The organism is Streptomyces odonnellii (assembly GCF_000981895.1).
GTDB lineage: Bacteria > Actinomycetota > Actinomycetes > Streptomycetales > Streptomycetaceae > Streptomyces > Streptomyces odonnellii.
In genome coordinates this window covers 1-23,787 of record NZ_LATD01000072.1, presented here as the reverse complement: position 1 = coordinate 23,787, position 23,787 = coordinate 1, and the positions used below count along the sequence as shown (strand labels likewise).

Sequence of the window (23,787 nt, the reverse complement as noted above, 5' to 3'; positions counted from 1 at the left end):
CGGACGACACCTACGGGTGAAGCAGTAGGCACACGTGTCGACGGCCGTGCGCACCGGTAACCTCACCACCATGGCCTCACGTACGTCCGGCAAGGGTTCCCAGGGCACGGCGGGCGCCGCGAAGCCGCGGGCCAGCCGTACGACCGGTGCCGCGAAGGCGGCACCCGCCAAGAAGAGCGCGGCGCAGAAATCGGCGCCCTCGAAGAAAGCACCGGCCAAGAAGGCGCCTGCGAAGAAGGCCGCCGCCAAGCCGGCACCCAAGCCCGCGCCGTCCCCCACCGGCGGTGTGTACCGGCTGGTACGGGCCGTATGGCTCGGCATGGCGCACGGTGTCGGCGCGATGTTCCGCGGCATAGGGCGGGGCGCGAAGGGCCTCGATCCGGCGCACCGCAAGGACGGGCTGGCACTGCTGCTGCTCGGTGTCGCACTGGTCGTCGCGGCCGGTACCTGGTCGAATCTGCGCGGCCCGGTGGGCGATCTGGTCGAGATGCTGATCACCGGAGCCTTCGGCCGGCTCGATCTGCTGGTGCCGGTCCTGCTGGGTGCGATCGCCGTACGGCTGATCCTCTACCCGGAGCGGCCCGAGGCCAACGGGCGGATCGCGATCGGGCTCTCCGCGCTGGTCGTCGGGGTGCTCGGGCTGGTGCACATCGCCTGTGGCGCCCCCGGGCGCGACGCGGGCACCGACGCGATGCAGGACGCGGGCGGGCTGATCGGCTGGGCCGCATCCATGCCGCTGATCGTTGCCATGGGCGAGGTTCTCGCCGTACCGCTGCTTCTGCTGCTCACGTTCTTCGGTCTGCTGGTCGTCACCGCCACCCCCGTCAACGCCATTCCGCAGCGGCTGCGGCTGCTCGCCACCAGACTCGGCGTCCTCGCGCCCGCGGACGCGCCGGAGCGTACGGACGACGAGCGCTACGACGAGGAACGGTACGAGGACGACGACGAGCGGTACGACGACCAGTGGCGCCAAGGGCTGCCGGCCGTGGCGGGCCGCCCGTCCGCGCGCCGGAGCGGAGCCGGACCGTACGACCACGACCGGGCCGAGGCCGAAGCGCTCAAAAAGCGGCGCAGGCCGCGCCGCCCCTCCGTGCAGCCCGCCATGGACCGGCCGATGGACGCGGTGGACGTGGCCGCGGCAGCGGCGGCCGCGCTGGACGGCGCCGTCCTCAACGGAATGCCCCCCTCGCCGATCGTCGCGGACCTCACCCAGGGCGTCTCCGTCGACCGGACGCGCACGGGCGACGGGCTTTCCGGCGAACCCCCGGAGCGCGTAAGGGGCTTGGCAGGGGCGCAGGGGCCGCAGGGCGCCGACGAGGGCGCCGGGGAGCGCTCCGTACCCCTGCCGGCCGCCCGCGAGCCCGGGAAGCGGGGAGCGGGCGCCGTCGCGGATCTCACCAAGCCCCCGCCCCCGATCGACAAGCCGCTGCCCCCGCGCGCTGAACAGCTACAGCTCCGCGGGGACATCACCTACGCGCTGCCCGCGCTGGACCTGCTGGAACGCGGCGGGCCCGGCAAGACGCGCAGCGCCGCCAATGACGCCATCGTCGCCTCGCTCACCAATGTGTTCATGGAGTTCAAGGTCGACGCGGCCGTCACCGGCTTCACCCGTGGCCCGACGGTCACCCGGTACGAGGTGGAGCTGGGCCCGGCCGTCAAGGTCGAGCGGATCACCGCGCTCACCAAGAACATCGCCTACGCCGTGGCCAGCCCCGACGTACGGATCATCTCCCCGATCCCCGGCAAGTCCGCGGTCGGCATCGAGATCCCCAACACCGACCGCGAGATGGTCAATCTCGGTGATGTGCTGCGGCTCGCGGACGCCGCCGAGGACGACCACCCGATGCTGGTCGCGCTCGGCAAGGACGTCGAGGGCGGCTATGTGATGGCCAACCTGGCGAAGATGCCGCACATGCTGGTCGCGGGCGCCACCGGCTCCGGCAAGTCGTCCTGCATCAACTGCCTGATCACTTCGGTGATGGTCCGGGCGACCCCGGAGGACGTACGGATGGTCCTCGTCGACCCCAAGCGGGTCGAGCTGACCGCGTACGAAGGCATCCCGCATCTGATCACGCCGATCATCACCAACCCCAAGCGGGCCGCGGAGGCGCTCCAGTGGGTCGTACGGGAGATGGATCTGCGCTACGACGACCTCGCCGCCTACGGCTACCGGCACATCGACGACTTCAACCGGGCCGTGCGCGACGGCAAGGTGAAGCCGCCGGAGGGCAGTGAGCGCGAGCTGTCGCCGTACCCGTATCTGCTGGTGATCGTGGACGAGCTGGCCGATCTGATGATGGTCGCGCCGCGTGATGTCGAGGACGCCATCGTCCGTATCACCCAGTTGGCCCGCGCCGCCGGGATCCATCTCGTACTCGCCACCCAGCGGCCCTCGGTGGACGTGGTGACCGGCCTGATCAAGGCGAATGTCCCCTCACGGCTCGCCTTCGCGACATCGTCGCTGGCGGACAGCCGGGTCATTCTCGACCAGCCCGGTGCGGAGAAGCTGATCGGCAAGGGCGACGGGCTGTTCCTGCCCATGGGTGCGAACAAGCCGACGCGTATGCAGGGCGCGTTCGTCACCGAGGAAGAAGTCGCGGCGGTCGTCCAGCACTGCAAGGATCAGATGGCGCCGGTGTTCCGCGACGACGTGGTGGTCGGGACGGCCAGGAAGAAGGACGTCGACGAGGACATCGGCGACGATCTGGATCTGCTGTGCCAGGCCGTCGAGCTGGTCGTCACCACGCAGTTCGGCTCGACCTCGATGCTCCAGCGGAAGCTGCGCGTCGGCTTCGCCAAGGCGGGCCGGCTGATGGACCTGATGGAGTCGAGGAACATCGTCGGACCCAGCGAGGGGTCCAAGGCACGCGACGTCCTGGTGAAGGCGGACGAAGTGGATGGAGTGCTCGCCGTGATCCGTGGGGAGTCTCAACCGTAGGAAGCGGAATCTCCCAGCGAGTCCGAAGCGCGCCTGTACGAGTCCCGGAAGACCGGCCGGATCCGGCCTTGTCCCGACGCCTCCGAGCGAGTCCTGGAAGATCCGGCAGAACCCGAGGGAAACCGAAGGCAACCGTTTCCCTTGGCCAAACGTCAAGTTGGAGGGGAACAGCTCCATGTCCCCTCGCCACGCCGTCCGGTCATTCCGATGGCGTACAAAGTGCATCCGCCCGGTTGCCCCACCCTTTCGTACCACCCATAGACTGAACGTCCAGCAGGTGGCTACACGCTCGAAAGGCGCCCCCGTGTCCATCGGCAACTCCCCCGACGGCAGTGCCCCCGACGGCAACTCCCCGGAAGACGACCGGAATCCTCCCGACGAAGACCGGTCCGGCCTTGAGAACTCCCTTGAGGACGACTGGAATTCATCTGAAGATGATCAGCCTCTGATCGAAGATGACCGCCCTTCGGTCGGCCAGACCCTTCAGCAAGCACGTGTGGCCGCCGGTCTGACCGTCGACGACGTCAGCGGCTCCACACGTGTGCGCGTCCCCATCGTGCAGGGGATCGAGCAGGACGACTTCTCGCGCTGCGGCGGCGATGTCTACGCCCGTGGCCATATCCGAGTGCTCGCCCGCGCGGTCGGGATCGATCCCGAGCCGCTCGTCGAGCAGTTCGACGCGGAGCACGGCGGGCCGCCGGTCCCCACTCCCGCGGCGCCGATGTTCGAGGCGGAGCGGATCCGGCCGGAGCGGCGCCACGCCAACTGGACGGCGGCCATGGTCGCGGCGATCGTCGCCGTGGTCGGCTTCGCCGGCTTCACGCTGATCGGCGGCGAGGAGGACACCGGCAAGACCAAGCAGGCCGCCGAGGGCCCCAAGCCGCAGAAGAGCGACCTCAAGCCCAGCCCCACCAAGACGGTCAACCCCAAGCCCGAGCCGTCGGACAGCGCCATCGCGGCGGCGCCGCTCGACAAGGTCACGGTGCGGCTGTCCGCCATAGACGACAAGAGCTGGATCTCGGCCAAGGCGCACGACGGCAAGCTGCTCTTCGACGGACTTCTGAACAAGGGCGACTCCAAGACCTTCCAGGACGACGAGCAGATCGATCTGATTCTCGGGAACGCCGGTGCGATCGAGCTGTTCGTGAACGGCAAGAAGGTCGAGGACGAGTTCGAGCCGGGACAGGTCGAGCGACTCTCGTACACCCAGGGCGACCCCGAGGCCGGCTGAGCAACCCTGCACGCCAGGGGCGGGTCCGGGACAAAGTAGTCTTGAGCCCATGCCCGAACGCCGTACCGTCGCCCTTGTCACACTTGGCTGCGCCCGTAACGAGGTGGACTCGGAGGAGCTCGCAGGCCGCTTGGCAGCGGACGGCTGGGAGCTCGTCGAGGACGCCTCGGACGCGGACGTCGCCGTGGTCAACACCTGTGGCTTCGTCGAAGCCGCGAAGAAGGACTCCGTCGACGCCCTGCTGGAGGCCAACGACCTCAAGGACCAGGGCAGGACGCAGGCCGTCGTCGCCGTCGGCTGCATGGCCGAGCGGTACGGCAAGGAGCTGGCAGAAGCCCTGCCGGAGGCGGACGGTGTTCTCGGCTTCGACGACTACGCCGATATCTCCGACCGCCTCCGGACCATCCTGAGCGGTGGCGTGCACGCTTCGCACACACCCCGTGACCGGCGCAAGCTGCTGCCGCTCAGCCCCGTCGAGCGGCAGAGCACCGGAACGGCCGTCGCACTGCCCGGTCATGGGCAGGAGCGGGCCGAAGTGGCTTCTGTCCCCGAGGATCTGCCGGAGGGACTCGCCCCGGCCTCCGGGCCCAGAGCGCCGCTGCGGCGGCGGCTCGACCACAGCCCCGTCGCCTCCGTGAAGCTCGCCTCCGGCTGCGACCGGCGCTGCTCCTTCTGCGCCATCCCGTCGTTCCGCGGCTCCTTCATCTCCCGCCGCCCCTCCGACGTTCTGGGCGAGACCCGCTGGCTCGCCGAGCAGGGCGTCAAGGAGGTCATGCTCGTCTCCGAGAACAACACCTCGTACGGCAAGGACCTCGGCGACATCCGGCTGCTGGAGACCCTGCTGCCCGAGCTGGCGGCGGTCGACGGGATCGAGCGGGTACGGGTGAGCTATCTCCAGCCCGCCGAGATGCGGCCGGGGCTGATCGACGTCCTCACGTCGACCCCCAAGGTCGCGCCGTACTTCGATCTCTCCTTCCAGCACTCGGCGCCCGGTGTGCTGCGCGCGATGCGGCGGTTCGGGGACACCGAACGGTTCCTGGAGCTGCTGGAGACCATCCGCGGCAAGGCGCCGCAGGCCGGAGTGCGCTCCAACTTCATCGTCGGCTTCCCCGGTGAGACCGAGGCCGACTTCGCCGAGCTGGAGCGCTTCCTCACGGACGCGCGGCTCGACGCCGTCGGCGTTTTCGGTTACTCGGACGAGGACGGGACCGAGGCGGCGACCTACGACGGCAAGCTGCCCGCGGACACCGTCGCCGAGCGGCTGGCGCACCTGTCGCGGCTGGCCGAGGAACTGACCGCGCAGCGCGCCGAGGAGCGGCTCGGCGAGAGCCTCCGGGTGCTGGTGGAGTCGGTCGGTACGGAAACGGGCGCCGAGGGCGGGCTCGGGGACTCGGCGGGCGACGGGGAACCGGCGACCGGGCGTGCGGCGCACCAGGCGCCCGAGACCGACGGCCAGGTGATTTTCACATCGCGTGCCGGGCTGCGTCCCGGCCGTATGGTCGAGGCCAAGGTGGTCGGCACCGAGGGCGTGGATCTGCTGGCAGAGTGCTACGAGCTTTCCGGGGACGACTCCAGGATCCCGGGCGAGGAGGCGGCCAGATGACCGGAGTCCCGGCATCCGCGGCAGGCGGCGCCGGCGCGAAGCCGGCGCCCGGCAGGAAGCGGGTGGCTGTGGCGGTTCATCAGGTCAGCGTGTGGAACATCGCCAATATCCTCACCATGGTGCGGCTGGTCCTGGTGCCCGCTTTTGTGCTGCTGCTGCTCCAGGAGGGCGGGTACGACCCCGTCTGGCGCGCCTGGGCCTGGGCGGCCTTCGCCGTCGCCATGATCACGGACATCTTCGACGGGCATCTCGCCCGGACGTACAACCTGGTCACGGACTTCGGGAAGATCGCCGACCCGATCGCGGACAAGGCGATCATGGGGTCCGCGCTGATCTGTCTCTCCGCGCTGGGCGATCTGCCGTGGTGGGTGACGGGGGTCATTCTCTTCCGTGAACTCGGCATCACGCTGATGCGGTTCTGGGTGATCAGGCACGGGGTCATCCCGGCCAGCCGCGGCGGCAAGATGAAGACCCTGGCGCAGGGGACGGCGGCGGGGATGTACGTCCTGGCGCTGACCGGACCGCTGGCGACCCTCCGCTTCTGGGTGATGGCGGTGGCCGTCGTGCTGACGGTGGTCACGGGGCTGGATTACGTACGACAGGCGGTCGTGCTGCGGCGGCAGGGGCTCGCGGCGGAGCGGGCGGCCGCGGCCGGTGGCGGAACCGGTGGCGGGTCTGTGTCCGGGGCTGGTGCGGCGGCCGGGGCCGACGGGTCCGGTGCGGTCGGCTCCGGCACGGTCGGTGAGGCGTCCGGTTCCGGAGAGTCCGGTGAGTCCGGCGCGGGGGAGTCCGCGCGGTGACCGAAAGGCCGGCCGGGCCTGACGCGGCGCCCGCGCGGGAGTACGCGACGCGGGTGCTCGTGGCCCTGGAGGCGCTCGGCGGGACGCTGGCCGTCGCGGAGTCCCTCACCGGCGGTCTGGTGGCCGCGGAGCTGACTTCCGTCCCCGGCGCCTCCCGGACCTTCCGCGGGTCCGTCACGGCGTACGCGACGGCCCTCAAACGGGACGTACTGGATGTCGACGGGACCCTGCTGGCGGAGCGCGGCGCGGTGGACCCCGAGGTCGCGCGCCAGATGGCGGCCGGGGTACGGCGGGTGCTGGGCGCCGAGTGGGGCGTGGCCACGACCGGGGTCGCGGGCCCGGAGCCGCAGGACGGACAGCCCGTCGGAACGGTCTATGTGGCCGTAGTGGGACCGGACGGCGTGGGGAAAGTGACCGCTTTGCGGTTGAACGGCGATCGGGCGGACATCCGTAAAGAGAGTGTACGCAGCGTGCTCGCGCTGCTCCTCAGCGAACTATCAAGGAACGGGCGGGCACAGGATACGGAACAGAACGGGGGGAATTGATGTTTGCAGCCCTGAGTGAACACGACATCGCTCCCCGCACGGCCGCAGCGCGAGGCGGTACGGTGGGGCGTGAAGGATGCGGCTACGCGGTCCGAGGAGGGAGCCACCGATGATTCTGCTCCGTCGCCTGCTTGGTGACGTGCTGCGTCGGCAGCGCCAGCGCCAGGGCCGTACTCTGCGCGAAGTCTCCTCGTCCGCCCGAGTCTCGCTCGGCTATCTCTCCGAGGTGGAGCGGGGGCAGAAGGAGGCATCCTCCGAACTGCTCTCCGCGATCTGCGACGCGCTTGACGTACGGATGTCAGAACTCATGAGGGAAGTGAGCGACGAGCTGTCGCTGGCCGAGCTGGCTGCGTCGGCGGCTGCCAGCGAGCCGGTGCCTGCGCCGGTACGCCCAATGCTCAATTCCGTCTCTGTGACGTCGGTGGCGGGAGTACCGACGGAGCGGGTGACGATCAAAGCGCCGACCGAGGCGGTGGACGTCGTCGCCGCCTGACGGTGAGTTTTTCGAAGCTTTGACTGAAGCCCCGATCGGTCGTGTTGACCGGTCGGGGCTTCTGTCGTCCACGAAATGACCGTTTTGCGTCATATGTGCCATGGTGGAAAGTGCCTTTGCCCCCAGGCGGGGGCGAAGAACACCATGAACGGAACTGGAGGCCAGGCATGGCTATCGTGAAAGGCTCCCTGCCCGAGGAAGACCTGAAGCTTGTCGCCGAGACGCTTCAGGGCGCGCTCGTGGATCTGGTGGATGTCGCACTGGTGTCGAAGCAGATCCACTGGAACATCGTCGGGCCGCGCTTCCGGTCCATACATCTCCAGCTCGACAAGGTCGTGACCATGGCCCGCAAGCACTCGGACACGGTCGCCGAGAGGGCCGCCGCGATCGGGGTGACACCGGACGGACGGGCCGCGACGGTCGCCGCGACGAGCGCGTTCGGCGCGGTTCCCAACGGGTGGATCAAGGACACGGACGCCGTACGGATCATGGTGGACGGGCTTGCCTCGGTGATCCGGCAGATGCGTGAGCGCGTCGAGGTGACGGCCGCACCGGACCCGGTCACCCAGGACGTACTGATCAAGGTGACGGCGGGTCTTGAGAAGCACTCGTGGATGTTCCAGGCGGAGAACGCGTAAGCCGGAGAACGCGTCAGTCGGAAAGCGCCTTCTCCGCGCGAGATGCGGGAAGTCTCCGTGCGCCGCGGTGTGCATCCGATGCGCCCTCGCGGCGGTTGATCGTTCGGGTCTAGGGTCGTTCGTTTGGATCCGGCTGGATCAGGGAGCGGTGCCAGGGGCCGCGAGCCCAGCAAGATCCAAACGAGAGGCCCTGGTGTCGTCGGCCGGAGGAGGCACAGCCATGGTGAGGCGATGGGTCCTTCTGCCGGCGCTCGTTCTCGGCGGGCTGTGGTGGTGGGCCGTACTGCGGCTCGCGTTTGTGCCGGAGCGCAGCGGTCTGGTCGAGGGCGCGGTGGCGGCAGGCGGTTGGGGGCTCAGTCTGCTGCCGGTGCATGTCGCGGCGGCGCGGCGCCGTGGGCCGCAGAGCTGAGGGCTGAGGGCCGGAGTGCTGACGGATCGTCAACTTGTCGGTCCTGGCTGGCAGCGCGGGCACCAGTAGGCGGGGCGGTCGTCCTGGTCGGCCGTACGGATCGGAGTGCCGCAGCGGGGACAGGGTCGGCCGGCCCGCCCGTAAACCGAGATCGTCCGATTGCCGCCCGGGCGTGTCCGGTTGGCTTCGAGCAGCCGCTTCGCGGCCGTCACCACGCGCTCCGGTGAGGGGAGTTCACCGATGGGGAGCCATGGGGTCGCGCGGACCAGGAAGCAGGTCTCGGACTTGAAGATATTGCCGACCCCGGCGAGATTCCGCTGATCGATCAGGGCCTCCCCGAGGGGGCGGGCGGGATCGGCGAGGAGATTACGCAGCGCCGTGGCGGGATCCCAGTCGGGCCCGAGCAGATCGGGGCCGAGATGGCCGACCACCCGCTCCTCCTCGCTGGTACGGAGCAGTGCCAGGACCTGGAGGCGATAGCCGACCGCGGTCCGCTCCGAGGTGCCGAGGATCGCCCGGATCTGATGCCCTGCGCCGCCGCGCCAGCGCTCGCCCGGGGCGTACACCTTCCAGGCGCCGTCCATGCGCAGATGTGAGTGGAGCGTGAGACCTCCCTCGATGCGGGCGAGGAGATGCTTTCCGCGTGGGGTGACATCCAGGACGGTCCGCCCGGTGAGATCGGCGGTCGCGAACCGGGGCACCCGCAGGTCGGACCGGACCAGCGTCCGGCCGGCCAGCGCGGTGTGCAGGAGTCGGGCGGTCTGCCAGACAGTGTCTCCTTCGGGCATGTCCTCCATGATGCGCGCCGGGACGGGCGAGCGGCGGGTGCGGGTGGACCGGTGGCGGTCGTACGGATACGAGTACGGGACCCGGGGGTGTCAGGCGCGCAGCCGCAGGCCCCTGGGGGTGGCGTGGAACCCGGCCGACTCCAGCGCGCGGCCCAAGGGGGACGTCAGCGCCGCGGCGCCATTGGTCCGCTCCACGGTGACCGAGCCGAGCGCCCCCGAGCGTGCCGCGCCCGCCAGGGCCTCGGCCGCGGTCCGGAGCGCGGGGTCCTCCGGGTCTGTCGGCCAGGCCAGCAGCGTCTTGCCGCCGCGCTCCATGTACAGCGTCAGCTCACCGTCGACGAGGACGACCAGGGATCCGGCCTTGCGGCCCGGCTTGTGGCCCGCGCCGTCCGGGGGCTCAGGCCAGGGCAGCGCGGCCCCATAGGCGTTGGCGGGGTCGGCCGCGGCCAGGACCACCGCGCGGGGCGTCGGATGCGCCTCGGCCCGGTCCCGGGCGGTCGCTGCCGCGCGCAGCCGGTCGACCGCGCCGTCCATCGCGAACTGGGCCGCGCCCAGCCCCTCGACAACATAGCCGCGGCGGGCCTGTCCGCTGTCCTCGAAGGCGGACAGCACGCGATAGACGGCGGAGAATCCGCCCTCTACCCCCTCGGCCGCTACAGCACCTCTGGTGACCACGCCGTGGCGGTCGAGGAGCGTACGGGCCAGGGCGTGGGCGCGATGCGTGAGGTCCGGCTCCCTGGCGGGGAGCAGTGACCAGCGGCCGCTCACCGTCGGCGGGCCCGAACGGGACACCGGTCTGGCCGCGGCCGTGAGGCTTCCGTACCGCCCTCGGGGTATGGGGCGCCGCGCCCGGTGTGCCGTGGAGCCGGCGGTCCGTCCCGAGCCCAGCAGGGAGCGCAGCGGGGCGAGGGTGTCATTGGTGAGCCGGCCCGACCAGGCCAGATCCCAGACGGCGTCGGCCAGTTGGGGATCGGTCGCCTCCGGGTGGGTGGTGGCGCGGATCTGGTCGGCCATCTGCCGGAAGAACAGGCCGTAGCCCCCCGACAGGGTGGTCAGGACCGATTCATGGAGGGCGGTCAGCTCCAGTGGGTGGGGTGGAGGGAGGAGCAGTGGCGCGGAGTCGGCGGGATAGAGCGCGACCCAGCCGTCCTTGCCGGGCAGTGCGCCCGCCCCGGCCCACAACACCTCGCCGGTGGTGGTCAGTTCGTCCAGCAGCGCCGGTGTGTAGCCGGAGATGCGGGACGGGAGGACCAGCTTCTCCAGTGCGGACGCGGGGACGGCCGCGCCCTGCAACTGCTCGACGGCTCGGGCGAGTCCGTCGATACCGTGCAGGCTCTGGGCGTGCAGATGCTGCCACTGCGGCAGGAACGTGGCGAGCGTGGCGGGCGCCACCGGCTCCAGCTCCTGGCGCAACGCGGCCAGGGAGCGGCGGCGCAGCCGGCGCAGCACCGTGGCGTCACACCACTCCTGGCCGATGCCGGAGGGATGGAACTCGCCCTGGACGACCCGGGAACTCGCGGCGAGGCGCTGGAGGGCACCGTCCGTGACCGCGGTGCCGAGACCGAAGCGCTCGGCGGCCGTGTGCGAGGTGAACGGGCCGTGCGTACGGGCATAGCGGGCCAGGAGATCGCCGAGCGGGTCCTTGACGGGCTCGGTGAACGCTTCGGGCACGCCGACCGGCAACGCCGTGCCCAGCGCGTCCCGCAGCCGTCCCGCGTCCTCGATGACCGCCCAGTGGCCGGCTCCGCCGATCCTGACCTTGATGGCGCGTCGACTCGCGGCCAGCTCGCCGGCCCAGCCGGGTTCAGCCCCGCGTGCGGCCAGCTCCTCGTCGGTGAGCGGCCCAAGGACCCGCAGCAGATCGGCGACACCCTCGACATCCTTGACGCGCCGGTCCTCCGTGAGCCACTGGAGCTCACGCTCCAACTCCGTGAGCACCTCCGGGTCGAGCAGTTCGCGCAGCTCCGCCTGGCCCAGCAGCTCGGCGAGCAGCCGCGAGTCGAGCGACAGCGCGGCGGCCCGCCGCTCCGCGAGGGGCGAGTCCCCCTCGTACAGGAACTGGGCCACATAACCGAACAGCAGGGACCGCGCGAAGGGGGAGGGCTCCGGGGTGGTGACCTCGATCAGCCGGACCCGACGGGACTCGATGTCGCCCATCAGTTCCGAGAGCCCCGGGACGTCGAAGACATCCTGGAGGCACTCCCGCACCGCCTCCAGCACGATCGGGAACGAGCCGAATTCGCTTGCCACTTGGAGGAGCTGAGCGGCGCGCTGGCGCTGCTGCCACAGCGGGGTGCGCTTGCCGGGGCTGCGGCGCGGCAGCAGCAGAGCCCGCGCCGCGCACTCCCGGAACCGGGAGGCGAAGAGCGCGGAGCCGCCCACCTGATCGGTGACGATCCCACGGATCTCGCCCCCGTCGAAGGCGACATCGGCGGCTCCGACGGGGGCCTGCTCGCTGTCGAAGGCCGTGCCGAGGCGATCCGGTTCGGTGTCGAGCAGATCCATGCCCATCAGATCGGCGTCGGGCAGGCGCAGCACGATGCCGTCGTCGGCATGCATGACCTGTGCGTCCATTCCGTACCGCTCGGAGAGCCTGGCACCCAGCGCCAGCGCCCAGGGTGCGTGCACCTGCGCCCCGAAGGGGGAGTGGATCACCACCCGCCAGTCGCCCAGCTCGTCCCGGAACCGCTCCACCAGGATCGTCCGGTCGTCCGGGATGTGCCCGCAGGCCCGGCGCTGTTCTTCGAGATACGAGAGCACATTGCCGGCCGCCCACGCGTCCAGCCCCGCCGCCAGCAGCCGCAGCCGGGCGTCCTCCTCGGAGAGGGAGCCGACCTCCCGCAGAAACGCGCCCACCGCGCGGCCCAGCTCCAGAGGACGCCCGAGCTGGTCGCCCTTCCAGAAGGGCAGTCGGCCGGGGGTGCCGGGGGCAGGGGTGACCAGGACCCGGTCACGGGTGATGTCCTCGATCCGCCAGGAGGTCGTGCCCAGCGTGAAGACATCGCCCACCCGCGACTCGTACACCATCTCCTCGTCCAGCTCCCCGACCCGGCCGCCGCCCTTCTTCGGGTCGGCCCCGGCGAGGAAGACACCGAACAGCCCGCGGTCCGGGATCGTGCCCCCCGAGGTGACGGCGAGGCGCTGGGCACCCGGGCGGCCCGTGACCGTACCGGTGACGCGGTCCCACACCACCCGGGGCCTCAGCTCCGCGAAGGCGTCGGAGGGATAGCGCCCGGCGAGCATGTCGAGGACGGCGGTGAAGGCGGACTCCGGCAGCGAGGCGAACGGCGCGGCCCGGCGGGCGAGGGCCAGCAGATCATCGGCCTGCCGGGTGTCCAGGGCGACCATGGCCACAAGTTGCTGGGCCAGCACGTCCAGCGGATTGGCCGGGATGCGCAGCGCCTCGATGAGCCCGCCCCGCATCCGCTCCGTGACCACGGCCGCCTGCACCAGATCGCCCCGGTACTTGGGGAAGACGACCCCGGTGGAGACCGCGCCCACTTGGTGGCCGGCTCGGCCCACCCGCTGGAGCCCGGAGGCGACCGAGGGCGGCGATTCGACCTGGACGACCAGATCCACCGCGCCCATGTCGATGCCCAGCTCCAGGCTGGATGTCGCGACCACGGCGGGCAGCCGGCCCGCCTTGAGGTCCTCCTCGACCTGGGCGCGCTGTTCCTTGGACACCGAGCCGTGATGGGCGCGGGCGAGCAGGGCAGGCGCGCCCCTGGCCGCGCCCGACTGGGCCATGACCTGGGCCGGGGAGTGCGCCTCGGGCAGCGGAGCGGCGGGCTCCTCCCCGTCGGCCACGGTCCCTGTGGCCCGTTCGTACGCGATCTCGTTGAGACGGTTGCACAGACGCTCGGCCAGCCGGCGGGAGTTGGCGAACACGATCGTGGAGCGGTGCGCCTGGATGAGATCGGCGATCCGCTCCTCCACATGCGGCCAGATCGACGGCCTGTCCGCGCCCTCCGTCTCCGACGCCGGAGAACCGCCCAGCTCGCCGAGATCCTCGACCGGGACGACGACCGAGAGGTCGAACTCCTTGCCGGAGGGCGGCTGGACGATCTCCACCTTCCGCTGCGGCGACAGATAGCGGGCGACCTCCTCCACCGGACGCACCGTCGCCGACAGTCCGATCCTGCGCGCCGGGCGGGGCAGCAACTCGTCGAGCCGCTCCAGGGACAAGGCGAGATGGGCGCCGCGCTTCGTCCCGGCGACCGCGTGCACCTCGTCCACGATCACCGTCTCGACCCCGGCGAGCGCGTCCCGCGCCGAGGACGTGAGCATCAGGAACAGCGACTCGGGGGTGGTGATCAGGATGTCCGGCGGCTTCGTGGCCATCGAGCGCCGCTCGGCCGCAGGAGTGTCGCCCGAGCGGATTCCGACCCGCACCTCCGGCTCCGGCAGCCCGCGCCGTACGGACTCCTGCCGGATCCCGGTGAGCGGGCTGCGCAGATTGCGCTCCACATCGACGGCGAGCGCCTTCAGCGGCGATACGTACAGCACGCGGCAGCGCTTGTGCGCCTCGGCGGGCGGTGGGACGGACGCCAGCCGGTCCAGGGCGGCGAGAAAGGCGGCCAGCGTCTTGCCCGAGCCGGTCGGGGCCACGACCAGCACGTCCGAGCCACGACCGATGGCGCGCCAGGCCCCCTCCTGCGCCGCGGTGGGCGCGGAGAAGGCCCCCGTGAACCAGCCGCGGGTCGCGGGGGAAAAGGAGTCGAGAGCTGTCGTTGCCATGCCCCCCATCGTGCACCCGGCCACCGACAATCGCCCGGGCCTGTGGATAACGCCCACGGACCCGTGCCGGAAGGCGGACCGGCCGCGGAACCGGGGCGGGCGGCGAGCGCGGAGCGGCGGCAGAATGGGCGCATGGCGATACGGGAGCAGGCGCGGCACTGGCACTACCCCGACCTGCCCGGTGTCGATCTCCTGCGGGCCAACTACATCGACAAGACCTTCGCGCGTCACACGCACGAGAACTTCGTCATCGCCGCGATCACGGACGGTGTCGAGGTCTTCCACCACGGTGGCGCCAACCAGTACGCGGGCCCGGGCGCGCTCGCGCTGGTCAACCCGGAGACGGCGCACACCGGCCGTGCCCAGGGCCCGGAGGGCTGGCGGTACGGAGCTGTCTACCCGGCGGCCGGGGTGGTCGCCTCGATCGCCGCGGAGACCACCGCGATCCGCGGCACCCCCGGCTTCGTCGCGCCCGTGGTGGACGACCCGCACACTGTCCGTCTCGTCCACCAGGTGCTGCGCGCCGCCGATGAGGGGAACGCGCTGGCCGCCGACTCCCTGCTGAGGATCGTGGTGACCCGGCTGCTGCGGGTGAACGGCGGCCCCCTCCGGCAGCGCCCGGCGCGCGGGGCCGGGGCGAGAGCCGCCGCACGCGCGCGGGACGTACTGGAGGAGCGGATGGCCGACCCGCCTTCACTGGAACGGCTCGCCGTCGACCTCGGCACCAGCCCCTTCGCACTGCTGCGGGCCTTCAAGGCGGCATATGGCCTGCCCCCGCACGCCTGGCTCACCGACGCGCGGGTGCGGCGCGCCTGTCGGCTGCTGGACGCCGGTACGGCACCGGCGGAGGCGGCCGTGGCCGTCGGTTTCACGGATCAGCCGCACCTCCACCGGCACTTCACCCGGATCGTCGGTGTGCCGCCGGGCGCCTACCGCAGAGAGCGCGTGGGCGCCGCCGCGGGGCCGATGCCCACCGGGCCGGGCTGACGAGATACGTCCGGACTCCGCCTACGGCCACCAGGGGCTGCGTTTCCGCAGTGCTTCTTGTGCTGTCGAGACAACTCCGGGATAGCTCTTGCCCGGATACCACGGCATCGAGCCGATCCGGTGGAACGCCGGAACCGTCTCCATATGGCGAACCATCCGCTCCCGGGTGTCGGGGTCGGGCAGCGGACCTCGCATGGCCGCCACATTTTCCAGTACGTGTTCAGGACGCGAGGTGGCCGGTAGCGCCACGCTGACGGCGGGGTGCGAGATGACCCACTTCAGGAAGAACGCCGACCAGGTCTCGATGCCGAAGTCGGCCGCGAACGCCGGAAGACGCAGACCCTCGACCACCTTGTGCAGCCGCGCCTTCTCCAGAGGCATGTTCACCAGGACGGCAACTCCCCGGTCCGCCGCGGCCCTCAGCACGGTGTCCTCGGCCGCCCGGGTGTGGATCGAGTAGTGAACCTGTACGAAGTCCGGATCGCCCCGCTCCACCCAGCCCGCCAGCAGCGGGAAGTACGCCGGGTCATGGTGCGAGACGCCGATATGACCCAACCCCCGCTGAGCCGTCAGATCGCCGCGCTGGAACGTGAGTTGGGCGTCCCGCTCTTCCACCGGAGACCCACCAGACCGACCGAATCGGGCCTGGTGTTCATCGAGTCGGCCCGCCGCATCCTTGAGGACACGGACCGGGCGGTACGGCAGGTACGGCTCGTCGGCGGGGCCGGGACCGGCACCCTTCGTATCGGTTACACCGTCACCACGGCGTTCGACGAGATGCCCAAGCTCTTCGCGGCGATGCGCGCGGAACACCCCGGCATCCGCATTGACGCGCGCGAGGCCTGGGACGTCGAACTCAGTGCCGCCCTGCGCGACCGCGAGATCGACGTGCTGCTCGGCAGGCTCGTACGCATACCGTCCGACCATCGCACGGCGACCCTGCGGCGTGATCCCCTGACCGCCGTGCTCGACACCGGGCACCCGCTGGCGGGACGGGACGCGCTGGCCCTGCGTGAACTGCGTGGCCACACCCTGCGGTTCTTCCCGAGGGCCGTCGCACCGCGCTATCACGACGGGGTGCTCGCCGCGCTGAGTGTCTCCGGCGAGACTTTCGACGTCTGGGAGAACCGGCTCCCCGGACTCCGCAACCTCGGGTCGGCCCCGAGCGGAGGGGACTTCATGATCCTTCCGGCCTCGCTCCGGCCGCACCTTCCCCCGACCACGGTCGGCGTGGCGTTGCTGGACGAGTTGCCGACCATCGATCTCCACCTCGCCTGCGCACGCGACGCGCCGCCGACCGTGGCCGCTCTTGTGCGTACGGCGCGGCGTCTGGCCCGTACGGAGGGCTGGCAGCCGGCCAGGGCCAAGGGACCCCGGAGCGCAAGAACGTACAAGACCGGTCAGGATCAGGCCCCGTAGCGTCCAGGACGTGTCAGATCAGACAACATCCGCATCCGCGCCCATGCCCGGATACCTGGAACCCGGGCCCCTGGACGCGCCACAAGAAACCGGCACCGGTCCGGGCCCCGAGCCCAAGCCTGACGCCGCCGTCGTACGTGACGCCCTCGGTGTCGGCATCGCCGTCGGGCTCTCCGGCTTCGCCTTCGGTGTCACCTCGGCCGGCGCGGGCCTCTCCGTACTCCAGACCTGTGCGCTCAGCCTGCTGGTTTTTACCGGTGCCTCACAGTTCGCTCTCGTCGGCGCGCTCGCCGCGGGTGGCAATCCGTTCACCGCCGCCGCCGGCGCCTTCTTCCTGGGCGTACGGAACGCCTTCTACGGCCTCAGACTGTCCCAGTTGCTGCGACTGCCCGGGCCCGTACGCCCGCTGGCCGCGCAGTGGGTGATCGACGAGACCACGGCCGTGGCCCTCGCCCAGCCGACGCGCCGCGCCGCCAGGATCGGATTCACGGTCACCGGACTCAGCCTCTACGCGCTGTGGAACCTCACCACCCTGGCCGGGGCCCTGGGCGCGGAGGCGCTCGGCGACACCGGGGCCTGGGGGCTGGACGCGGCCGGACCGGCCGTCTTTCTCGCGCTGCTCGCGCCCATGCTCCGTACCGCCACCGAACGGATGACCGCGGGCCTCGCGGTCGTGCTGGGACTGGGCTTCCTGCCGGTGCTGCCCGCCGGGGTCCCGGTACTGGTCGCGGCTCTCACCGCCCCTGCCGTCCTCTGGCTCGAAGGACGCCGCAGGACTGCTGACCGTACGACCGCTGCCCACAAGACCGTTGCCGGGAAGGCCGCTGCCGCGAAAGCCACTGGGGCGGATGCCGCTGAGGCGGAAGTCGCTGCCCGGAAGGCCGCTGCCCGTCGGAAGGGATCCGACCGTTGAACATCTGGATCGCGATCGGCGTGACCGCCGTCGGCTGCTATCTCGTCAAACTGCTGGGACTGCTGGTGCCCGCAGGCGTTCTGGAACGCCCCCTCGTCCAGCGGCTGGCGGCCCTGCTGCCCGTCGGCCTGCTCGCCGCGCTGACCGCGCAGCAGACCTTCAGCGCGAACGGCGCGCTCGTCCTGGACCCCCGGGGCGCGGGGCTCGCGGCGGCGGCGCTCGCGCTGGTTCTGCGCGCCCCCTTCCTGGTGGTCGTCGCGGCCGCCGTGGCCGTCACGGCGGGGGTACGGGCGATCGGCGGCTGACGGCCGGCCGGTGGCCGTACGCCGGGACGGTCAGCCGATGTCCCGGCCATGGGCGCGCAGGGTCCGCAGCGCCTCGATGGTCACGATCGGCCGCCATTCCAGCGCGGTCCCCGGCGCCCACTGACGCCAGGTGACCGGCCAGCCGCCGTCCTCCCGCTGTCGCGCCGCGAGGAAGTCGAGCGACCTGGCCATCTCCTCGTCCGTGAACCAGTGGCGGGCCAGCGACTCCGGCACGCGCGCGTAGTCGTGCGGAAAGTGGTGCTCGCCCGGCGCGTACCCCGGTGGTACGGGGTGGTGCGCGCGGCGCTCCGGATCGAGCACCGCCAGCCGCCGCTCGCGTACCAGCCGCCCGAGCCGGTCCGCCGCCGCCTCGGCCCGCGCCCGGTCGGGAACGCCGTCCAGAAAGGCGACCGCGGCCTCGATCTCGTACGGATGCGAGTCCTCCATCCCCTCGACGGCCGCCCAGCAGAAGTCGGTGGCCCGGAAGAGCCAGGCGTGCCACACCTCGTTCCGGTGCAGCAGTCCCGCGACCGGGCCCGTCGTCAGCAGCTCGCCCGGCGGGTCGTCGACGAGCGGGAGGAAGGGTGCGAACGCATAGCCCCGCAAGGACGGGTGGAGCGCGGGCAACGCGCCCTCCGGTGTCGAAACCGCCGTCAGATAGCGGCAGATCAGCTCCACCCGCGGTCCGTCGCAACGGCCGATGGAATCGAGGACGCGCAGCGCGTGCGCCGTGTGGAGGGGCTGGCTGACGGGCCCGCGCAGGTCGGGTTCGAGCCCATGGGCATAGCCGCCGTCCTGTCCGCGATACGCCATGAGGGCCGTCTCGACCGCCTCCTGGCCGCGGTCCCGGCCCGTCCTGCCCAGGCCGCCGTCCAGGAAGTGATAGGCGAACCGGCGCTGTTCGAGCACCCGGGCCGTGAGCCAGACGAAACGCTCGGCGCGGGCGAGGGGAGACGCGGTCGTCACCGCTGTGCCAGCCATGCTCCGACCGTAGACCGAAACCGCCGGAGGCCGGGCGGACCGGCCCCGCGGCACTCTCAGGGGCGCGATAATGGTGTCATGCGGTTGACGATTTTCTGGGAGCGGATGGTGGAGCACTTCGGCGCTGTCTACGCCGACTCCTTCGCCCGTGACCATGTGATGGCCGAGCTCGGCGGCCGTACGGTGCATGAGGCGCTCGACGCGGGCTGGGAGGCGAAGGATGTCTGGCGGGCGGTCTGCGTCGCCATGGGCATTCCGGCCGAGAAGCGATGACGCCCACGCCGGAGGCCGGGGGCGGCCGCGCGGGAGGACGGGACGCGGCTGCGATGAGCGACACTGGCTCGGTGGCACCGACTGACGACACCGCCGACACCGCACCAGACATATCGGACTCGGACCGGGAGCCGTCGCCCCCGCTGCGAAGTCCCGAGCCGGGCGCGCCCGCTGATCCGTCGAGGAATACGGTGCCGGCGGCCGGGGCCGAGCCCGGGACCGGCGCGGACGCGGATGCTCGTACGGATACGGGCGCGGGCTCGCAGGCCGGAGGCCGTCGGACCGGCGCCCACGCCCGTATGCCGCGCTGGCTGCCGCGGGCGATGGTCCTCGCACTGGCGCTCATCGCCTGTTTCCAGCTCGGTAGCTGGGCTTTCCATCAGCTCATCGGACTGCTGGTCAATGTGCTGATCGCCTTCTTCCTGGCCCTGGCGATCGAGCCGGTGGTGAGCTGGATGGCGGCGCGCGGCATACGGCGTGGACTCGCCACATTCCTGGTTTTCCTGGTGGTGGTGGGCGCGGTCGCCGGCTTTGTGGCGATGCTCGGCTCGATCCTCGCCAGCCAGATCATCGACATGGTCGAGTCCTTCCCCGAGTACCTCGACTCGGTGATCAACTGGAGCAACGCGACCTTCCACACCGAACTGTCGCGGGTCGCCGTCCAGGACAGCCTGCTGCACTCCGACTGGCTCCAGCGATACGTCCAGAACAGTGCGACCGGGGTCCTGGACATCTCCACCACCGTGCTGGGCGGGCTGTTCCGGCTGCTCACGATCTTCCTGTTCTCGTTCTACTTCGCGGCCGACGGCCCGCGACTGCGGCGCGCGCTCTGCTCCGTGCTCCCGCCGGCCAAACAGGCCGAGGTGCTGCGCGCCTGGGAGATCGCGGTCGACAAGACCGGCGGCTACATTTACTCCCGCGGCCTGATGGCACTGATCTCCGGGGTCGCGCACTACATCCTGCTGGAGATCCTGGGCGTGCCGTACGCGCCGGCGCTGGCGATCTGGGTGGGACTCGTCTCCCAGTTCATCCCGACCATCGGCACCTATCTGGCGGGTGCGCTGCCGATGCTGATCGCCTTCACCATCGACCCCTGGTACGCGGTCTGGGTGCTCGGATTCGCGGTGATCTACCAGCAGTTCGAGAACTACATGCTCCAGCCGAAACTCACGGCCAGGACCGTGGACATCCACCCCGCGGTGGCGTTCGGATCGGTCATCGCGGGTACGGCCCTGCTGGGCGCGGTCGGCGCGCTGATCGCGATCCCGGCCGTCGCCACGTTGCAGGCGTTCCTCGGCGCCTATGTGCGGCGGTACGACGTGATGGACGACGCCCGGGTGCAGGGCGGCCGGCGGAGCGCCGGTCCAGGGGGCGGACGGCCTGTCGCGCGGCAGTTCTGGCGCGCGCTGCGCACCGGCGGCGACCCGCGGCCCTAGGGCACGTCCTGGGCGCGTCGGCGTTGTGACGCATCGAGTTGGACGCTTGACATGAAAATCGAACATCCATTCTTATGGGGGTCCTGCCGGTGTTTCCCGTGACCGGCCCGGGGCGGTCTGTCACGCGGGTTTGAGCGGAGTTGTCCACAGGCCGGGACGACGTCGGGACGCGTTGTCAGTGGCAGGGGATAGCGTCTTTGACGTGAAGCGATCGACACAAGCAAATCGGGTGGAACCCATGGCAGGAACCGACCGCGAGAAGGCGCTCGACGCCGCCCTCGCACAGATTGAACGGCAATTCGGCAAGGGCGCGGTGATGCGCCTCGGCGAGCGGCCGAACGAACCGATCGAGGTCATCCCCACCGGGTCGACCGCGCTCGACGTCGCGCTGGGCGTCGGCGGCCTGCCACGCGGACGCGTGGTGGAGGTGTACGGGCCGGAGTCCTCCGGCAAGACGACCCTGACGCTGCACGCGGTGGCCAACGCGCAGCGGGCGGGCGGCGCGGTGGCCTTCGTGGACGCGGAGCACGCCCTCGACCCCGAGTACGCGAAGAAGCTCGGCGTCGACATCGACAATCTCATCCTGTCCCAGCCGGACAACGGTGAGCAGGCGCTCGAAATCGTGGACATGCTGGTCCGATCCGGGGCGCTCGACCTCATCGTCATCGACTCCGTCGCCGCGCTGGTGCCGCGCGCGGAGATCGAGGGCGAGATGGGCGACTCGCATGTCGGTCTCCAGGCGCGGCTGATGAGCCAGGCGCTCCGGAAGATCACCAGCGCGCTCAACCAGTCCAAGACCACCGCCATCTTCATCAACCAGCTCCGCGAGAAGATCGGCGTGATGTTCGGCTCGCCGGAGACCACGACCGGTGGCCGGGCGCTCAAGTTCTATGCCTCGGTGCGCCTCGACATCCGCCGTATCGAGACGCTGAAGGACGGCACCGAGGCCGTCGGCAACCGCACCCGCGTCAAGGTCGTCAAGAACAAGGTCTCGCCGCCCTTCAAGCAGGCCGAGTTCGACATCCTCTACGGCCAGGGCATCAGCCGCGAGGGCGGTCTGATCGACATGGGCGTGGAGCACGGCTTCGTACGGAAGGCCGGCGCCTGGTACACGTACGAGGGCGACCAGCTCGGTCAGGGCAAGGAGAACGCCCGTAACTTCCTCAAGGACAACCCCGATCTCGCCAATGAGATCGAGAAGAAGATCCTGGAGAAGCTGGGCGTCGGGGTCAGGCAGGAGGCGAAGGCCGAGCCCGGCGCGGATGCCGCGGCCGCGCCCGCCAAGTCCGCTGCCCCCGCCGAGGATCCGGCGAAGCCGGCGCCCGCCACTGCCTCCAAGGCCAAGTCGGCCAAGGCGGCAGCGGCCAAGAGCTAGTCCGTACGGTGCCGTGGGAGAAGAGGCGGCGGACGGAAGAGCCGGGCGACAGCTCCGACTCGTCGAGGGCCGAGCGGGAGCTGTCGCCCCAGGACCCGGCGGAGCGGGCGCGGGCGATCTGTCTGCGCCTGCTCACCGGGACCCCCCGGACCCGCAAGCAACTGGCGGACGCGCTGGAGAAGCGGGACATCCCCGAGGACATCGCCGAGGAGGTCCTCTCCCGCTTCGAGGACGTGGGGCTGATCGACGACGCGGCGTTCGCGGACGCCTGGGTGGAGTCGCGGCACCACGGCAGGGGGCTCGCCCGACGCGCCCTCGCGCGGGAGCTGCGGACGAAGGGGGTCGACTCCGCGCTGATCGACGAGGCAGTCGGGCATCTGGACGCCGATCAGGAGGAGGCCACCGCCCGCGAACTGGTGGCCCGCAAGCTCCGGGCCACCCGCGGCCTGGACCGGGACAGACGGCTGCGCAGACTCGCGGGCATGCTGGCCCGCAAGGGGTACGGCGAGGGGATGGCGCTGCGGGTGGTCAGACAGGCCCTGGAAGAGGAGGGCGAGGACACTGAGGGACTGGACGAGAGCTTCGACTAGAACCTCGCGTTCAGGGCCTCGCGTTTGGATCTTGCTGGGCTCGCGGGCCAGATCCAAGCGGAAGACCCCAGGCCCTGTCCTGGATCCTGTCCGGCCGGGCTCCTCGGTCCCGATTCGCGCGCGGATCGGTTCGGCTTGCCCGTCGGCCCCGGAACTCGCCCGTCCCGTACGGCCGTTGACGGGTGGAACGGCCGACCGGGACACGGCCAAGCCCCGGTGGTCGGAGCAGGGGCCGGAATGTGCGGGCGAATGCCACCCGCATGGCGGTGGTCATGAACCCGCCCGTCCTGCATGTAGGCGGTGTGGGCAGCGGCCCGTCCAGCAGTGCCGGTCAGCCGCTCGGCCTCAGTGCGTGACCGGAAGGCCCTCGGCCTTCCAGGCCTGGAAGCCGCCGACGAGGTCGGTCGCGCGATGCAGTCCCAGTTGCCGCAGGGACACGGCGGCCAGGCTCGACGCGTATCCCTCGTTGCAGACCACGACCACACGCAGGTCATGGCTTGTGGCCTCGGCCGCCCGGTGACTGCCCTGTGGGTCGAGCCGCCACTCCAGCTCATTGCGCTCGACGACCAGCGCCCCCGGTATCAGCCCGTCCCGCTCCCGCAGCGCCGCGTACCGGATGTCCACCAGCAGCGCGCCCTCCGCTGCGGCCTCGAAGGCCTCCCGGGGACCCACCCGGTCCAGGCCCTCCCGGACCCGTTCCAGCAGTTCGTCTATCCCCACCCGTTCAGCCACCACCTGCTCGGTCCCCACCTGCTCGGTCCCCACCGGCTCCGTCCCTGTCCGCTCGGTCACTGCCACTCCTCGGGGCGCTCGACATGTTCGAGACGGAGCACGGCGCCCGTGCGGCTGTAGCGACGCATCAGCGGCAGCGGCGGAAAGTACGCGTGGACGGAGATGGCGTGCTCGGCCGGGGACTCGTTGCGCACCTCGTGCACATGGTGCCTGCCGAACGCCCGGCCCTCGCCCGCCGTCAGCGTCCGCTCACGGTCGACCCCCTCGGCCAGCTCCAGGGTCTTCCAGCCCTCGGTGGGCAGCCGGGCCGCCAGCGAGTCCTCCTTGAGGGTGCCCGCCGCCGTGGCGAAAGCGCCGTGCGAGCCGCCGTGGTCGTGCCAGCCGGTGCCCGTGCCGGGCGGCCAGCCGATCAGCCACGCCTCGCTGCCCGCGGGGCCGTCGAGCCTGATCCAGGTGCGTCCCTCGGGATCGAGGGGGAGCGACGCGATGAGTTCGGTGTCGGCCACCGTGCCGCGGACGAAGGCGAGCAGTTCGGCGGGGGTGGGGCCGGAGCCCGCCGAACTGCTCGCCTTCGTCCGCGGCACGGTGGCCGAC

The 23,787-nt window shown here is 71.1% G+C and carries 21 protein-coding genes and 1 pseudogene; 16 read left to right on the top strand and 6 right to left on the bottom strand.

Annotation, left to right across the window (positions count from 1 at the left end; translation table 11 throughout):
- The first annotated feature begins 70 nt into the window (after positions 1-70).
- The 8 genes from WH07_RS08510 to WH07_RS08475 all read left to right on the top strand — a co-directional run bounded on the left by WH07_RS08510 (position 71) and on the right by WH07_RS08475 (position 8,657).
- Positions 71-2,938, top strand: a complete 2,868-nt coding sequence (locus WH07_RS08510; protein ID WP_046497367.1) for a DNA translocase FtsK — start codon at positions 71-73, stop codon at positions 2,936-2,938.
- A 445-nt stretch (positions 2,939-3,383) separates the two neighbouring features.
- Positions 3,384-4,169, top strand: coding sequence for a helix-turn-helix domain-containing protein (locus WH07_RS08505; RefSeq protein WP_046497365.1), 786 nt, complete (start codon positions 3,384-3,386; stop codon positions 4,167-4,169).
- Between the two features lie 49 nt (positions 4,170-4,218).
- Positions 4,219-5,772 (top strand): 30S ribosomal protein S12 methylthiotransferase RimO, encoded by a 1,554-nt coding sequence (gene rimO, locus WH07_RS08500; RefSeq protein WP_046497337.1) that lies wholly within the window; start codon positions 4,219-4,221, stop codon positions 5,770-5,772.
- Positions 5,769-6,572 carry a CDP-diacylglycerol--glycerol-3-phosphate 3-phosphatidyltransferase gene (gene pgsA / locus WH07_RS08495; protein ID WP_046497334.1) on the top strand — a complete coding sequence of 268 codons (804 nt, stop codon included), beginning with the start codon at positions 5,769-5,771 and terminating at the stop codon, positions 6,570-6,572. Before rimO ends, pgsA begins: the two co-directional genes overlap by 4 nt.
- Before the next feature lie 53 nt (positions 6,573-6,625).
- Positions 6,626-7,117: a CinA family protein gene (locus WH07_RS08490; RefSeq protein WP_079023068.1), complete on the top strand. Its 492-nt coding sequence runs from the start codon at positions 6,626-6,628 to the stop codon at positions 7,115-7,117.
- 109 nt (positions 7,118-7,226) lie between these two features.
- Complete coding sequence (locus tag WH07_RS08485; RefSeq protein ID WP_046497329.1) at positions 7,227-7,610, top strand: helix-turn-helix domain-containing protein; 384 nt, start codon at positions 7,227-7,229, stop codon at positions 7,608-7,610.
- 167 nt (positions 7,611-7,777) lie between these two features.
- Positions 7,778-8,248, top strand: coding sequence for a Dps family protein (locus tag WH07_RS08480; RefSeq protein WP_046497326.1), 471 nt, complete (start codon positions 7,778-7,780; stop codon positions 8,246-8,248).
- Between the two features lie 220 nt (positions 8,249-8,468).
- The gene (locus WH07_RS08475) at positions 8,469-8,657 is read left to right on the top strand and encodes a hypothetical protein (RefSeq protein ID WP_046497323.1); all 189 of its coding nucleotides are present in this window, start codon (positions 8,469-8,471) and stop codon (positions 8,655-8,657) included.
- A 29-nt stretch (positions 8,658-8,686) separates the two neighbouring features.
- Here WH07_RS08475 and WH07_RS08470 read toward each other — a convergent pair whose 3' ends face one another.
- Both WH07_RS08470 and WH07_RS08465 read right to left on the bottom strand, forming a co-directional pair.
- Positions 8,687-9,445, bottom strand: a complete 759-nt coding sequence (locus WH07_RS08470) for an Fpg/Nei family DNA glycosylase (RefSeq protein WP_046497321.1) — start codon at positions 9,443-9,445, stop codon at positions 8,687-8,689.
- Between the two features lie 90 nt (positions 9,446-9,535).
- Complete coding sequence (locus WH07_RS08465) at positions 9,536-14,182, bottom strand: ATP-dependent helicase (protein WP_046497319.1); 4,647 nt, start codon at positions 14,180-14,182, stop codon at positions 9,536-9,538.
- A gap of 132 nt (positions 14,183-14,314) precedes the next feature.
- On the opposite strand from WH07_RS08465, the gene WH07_RS08460 reads away from it, so the two are divergent.
- A complete protein-coding gene (locus WH07_RS08460; RefSeq protein ID WP_046497317.1) occupies positions 14,315-15,169 on the top strand; it encodes an AraC family transcriptional regulator in 855 nt (284 codons plus the stop codon).
- A 21-nt stretch (positions 15,170-15,190) separates the two neighbouring features.
- On the opposite strand, the gene WH07_RS08455 is transcribed toward WH07_RS08460, so the two are convergent.
- Positions 15,191-15,724 carry an aldo/keto reductase gene (locus WH07_RS08455; protein ID WP_079023065.1) on the bottom strand — a complete coding sequence of 178 codons (534 nt, stop codon included), beginning with the start codon at positions 15,722-15,724 and terminating at the stop codon, positions 15,191-15,193.
- Between WH07_RS08455 and WH07_RS08450 the strand changes: the two genes are divergently transcribed.
- Genes WH07_RS08450 through WH07_RS08440 form a run of 3 tightly spaced genes read left to right on the top strand, consistent with a single transcriptional unit; the run spans position 15,716 to position 17,806 of the window.
- Entirely contained in the window at positions 15,716-16,588 is an 873-nt protein-coding gene (locus WH07_RS08450; protein WP_198533752.1) for a LysR family transcriptional regulator, read from the top strand. The genes WH07_RS08455 and WH07_RS08450 overlap by 9 nt on opposite strands.
- A 10-nt stretch (positions 16,589-16,598) precedes the next feature.
- Complete coding sequence (locus WH07_RS08445; RefSeq protein ID WP_408645818.1) at positions 16,599-17,501, top strand: AzlC family ABC transporter permease; 903 nt, start codon at positions 16,599-16,601, stop codon at positions 17,499-17,501.
- On the top strand, positions 17,498-17,806 hold the full coding sequence (locus tag WH07_RS08440) for an AzlD domain-containing protein (RefSeq protein WP_046497311.1): 309 nt from the start codon (positions 17,498-17,500) through the stop codon (positions 17,804-17,806). Before WH07_RS08445 ends, WH07_RS08440 begins: the two co-directional genes overlap by 4 nt.
- Positions 17,807-17,836: 30 nt before the next feature.
- Here the strand turns inward: WH07_RS08440 and WH07_RS08435 are convergent, their stop codons facing one another.
- The gene (locus tag WH07_RS08435) at positions 17,837-18,787 is read right to left on the bottom strand and encodes a hypothetical protein (RefSeq protein WP_046497309.1); all 951 of its coding nucleotides are present in this window, start codon (positions 18,785-18,787) and stop codon (positions 17,837-17,839) included.
- Between the two features lie 78 nt (positions 18,788-18,865).
- On the opposite strand from WH07_RS08435, the gene WH07_RS08430 reads away from it, so the two are divergent.
- From WH07_RS08430 to recX, 4 genes and pseudogenes are all read left to right on the top strand, one after another.
- On the top strand, positions 18,866-19,060 hold the full coding sequence (locus WH07_RS08430; RefSeq protein WP_046497305.1) for a DUF3046 domain-containing protein: 195 nt from the start codon (positions 18,866-18,868) through the stop codon (positions 19,058-19,060).
- Between the two features lie 299 nt (positions 19,061-19,359).
- Positions 19,360-20,496, top strand: coding sequence for an AI-2E family transporter (locus tag WH07_RS08425; RefSeq protein ID WP_046497358.1), 1,137 nt, complete (start codon positions 19,360-19,362; stop codon positions 20,494-20,496).
- Positions 20,497-20,734: 238 nt separating this feature from the next.
- Positions 20,735-21,871, top strand: coding sequence for a recombinase RecA (recA, locus tag WH07_RS08420; RefSeq protein WP_046497301.1), 1,137 nt, complete (start codon positions 20,735-20,737; stop codon positions 21,869-21,871).
- Positions 21,778-22,461, top strand: a pseudogene (gene recX / locus WH07_RS08415) (recombination regulator RecX); the annotation flags it as partial. The gene recA and the pseudogene recX, both read left to right, overlap by 94 nt.
- Before the next feature lie 345 nt (positions 22,462-22,806).
- Here recX and WH07_RS08410 read toward each other — a convergent pair.
- On the bottom strand, positions 22,807-23,226 hold the full coding sequence (locus WH07_RS08410) for a rhodanese-like domain-containing protein (protein ID WP_046497356.1): 420 nt from the start codon (positions 23,224-23,226) through the stop codon (positions 22,807-22,809).
- A 23-nt stretch (positions 23,227-23,249) separates the two neighbouring features.
- Positions 23,250-23,777 (bottom strand): cupin domain-containing protein, encoded by a 528-nt coding sequence (locus WH07_RS08405; RefSeq protein WP_046497349.1) that lies wholly within the window; start codon positions 23,775-23,777, stop codon positions 23,250-23,252.
- Between the last annotated feature and the right edge of the window lie 10 nt (positions 23,778-23,787).

What these genes read in the sequence shown, in the direction of transcription:
- WH07_RS08430 (WP_046497305.1), top strand. Translation starts at nt 18,866, where the DNA reads ATGCGGTTGACGATTTTCTGGGAGCGGATGGTGGAGCACTTCGGCGCT.
- WH07_RS08510 (WP_046497367.1), top strand. Translation starts at nt 71, where the DNA reads ATGGCCTCACGTACGTCCGGCAAGGGTTCCCAGGGCACGGCGGGCGCC.
- recA (WP_046497301.1), top strand. Translation starts at nt 20,735, where the DNA reads ATGGCAGGAACCGACCGCGAGAAGGCGCTCGACGCCGCCCTCGCACAG.
- WH07_RS08450 (WP_198533752.1), top strand. Translation starts at nt 15,716, where the DNA reads ATGACCCAACCCCCGCTGAGCCGTCAGATCGCCGCGCTGGAACGTGAG.
- WH07_RS08465 (WP_046497319.1), bottom strand. Translation starts at nt 14,182, where the DNA reads ATGGCAACGACAGCTCTCGACTCCTTTTCCCCCGCGACCCGCGGCTGG.
- rimO (WP_046497337.1), top strand. Translation starts at nt 4,219, where the DNA reads ATGCCCGAACGCCGTACCGTCGCCCTTGTCACACTTGGCTGCGCCCGT.
- WH07_RS08475 (WP_046497323.1), top strand. Translation starts at nt 8,469, where the DNA reads ATGGTGAGGCGATGGGTCCTTCTGCCGGCGCTCGTTCTCGGCGGGCTG.
- pgsA (WP_046497334.1), top strand. Translation starts at nt 5,769, where the DNA reads ATGACCGGAGTCCCGGCATCCGCGGCAGGCGGCGCCGGCGCGAAGCCG.
- WH07_RS08460 (WP_046497317.1), top strand. Translation starts at nt 14,315, where the DNA reads ATGGCGATACGGGAGCAGGCGCGGCACTGGCACTACCCCGACCTGCCC.
- WH07_RS08485 (WP_046497329.1), top strand. Translation starts at nt 7,227, where the DNA reads ATGATTCTGCTCCGTCGCCTGCTTGGTGACGTGCTGCGTCGGCAGCGC.
- WH07_RS08435 (WP_046497309.1), bottom strand. Translation starts at nt 18,787, where the DNA reads ATGGCTGGCACAGCGGTGACGACCGCGTCTCCCCTCGCCCGCGCCGAG.
- WH07_RS08425 (WP_046497358.1), top strand. Translation starts at nt 19,360, where the DNA reads ATGCCGCGCTGGCTGCCGCGGGCGATGGTCCTCGCACTGGCGCTCATC.
- WH07_RS08480 (WP_046497326.1), top strand. Translation starts at nt 7,778, where the DNA reads ATGGCTATCGTGAAAGGCTCCCTGCCCGAGGAAGACCTGAAGCTTGTC.
- WH07_RS08470 (WP_046497321.1), bottom strand. Translation starts at nt 9,445, where the DNA reads ATGCCCGAAGGAGACACTGTCTGGCAGACCGCCCGACTCCTGCACACC.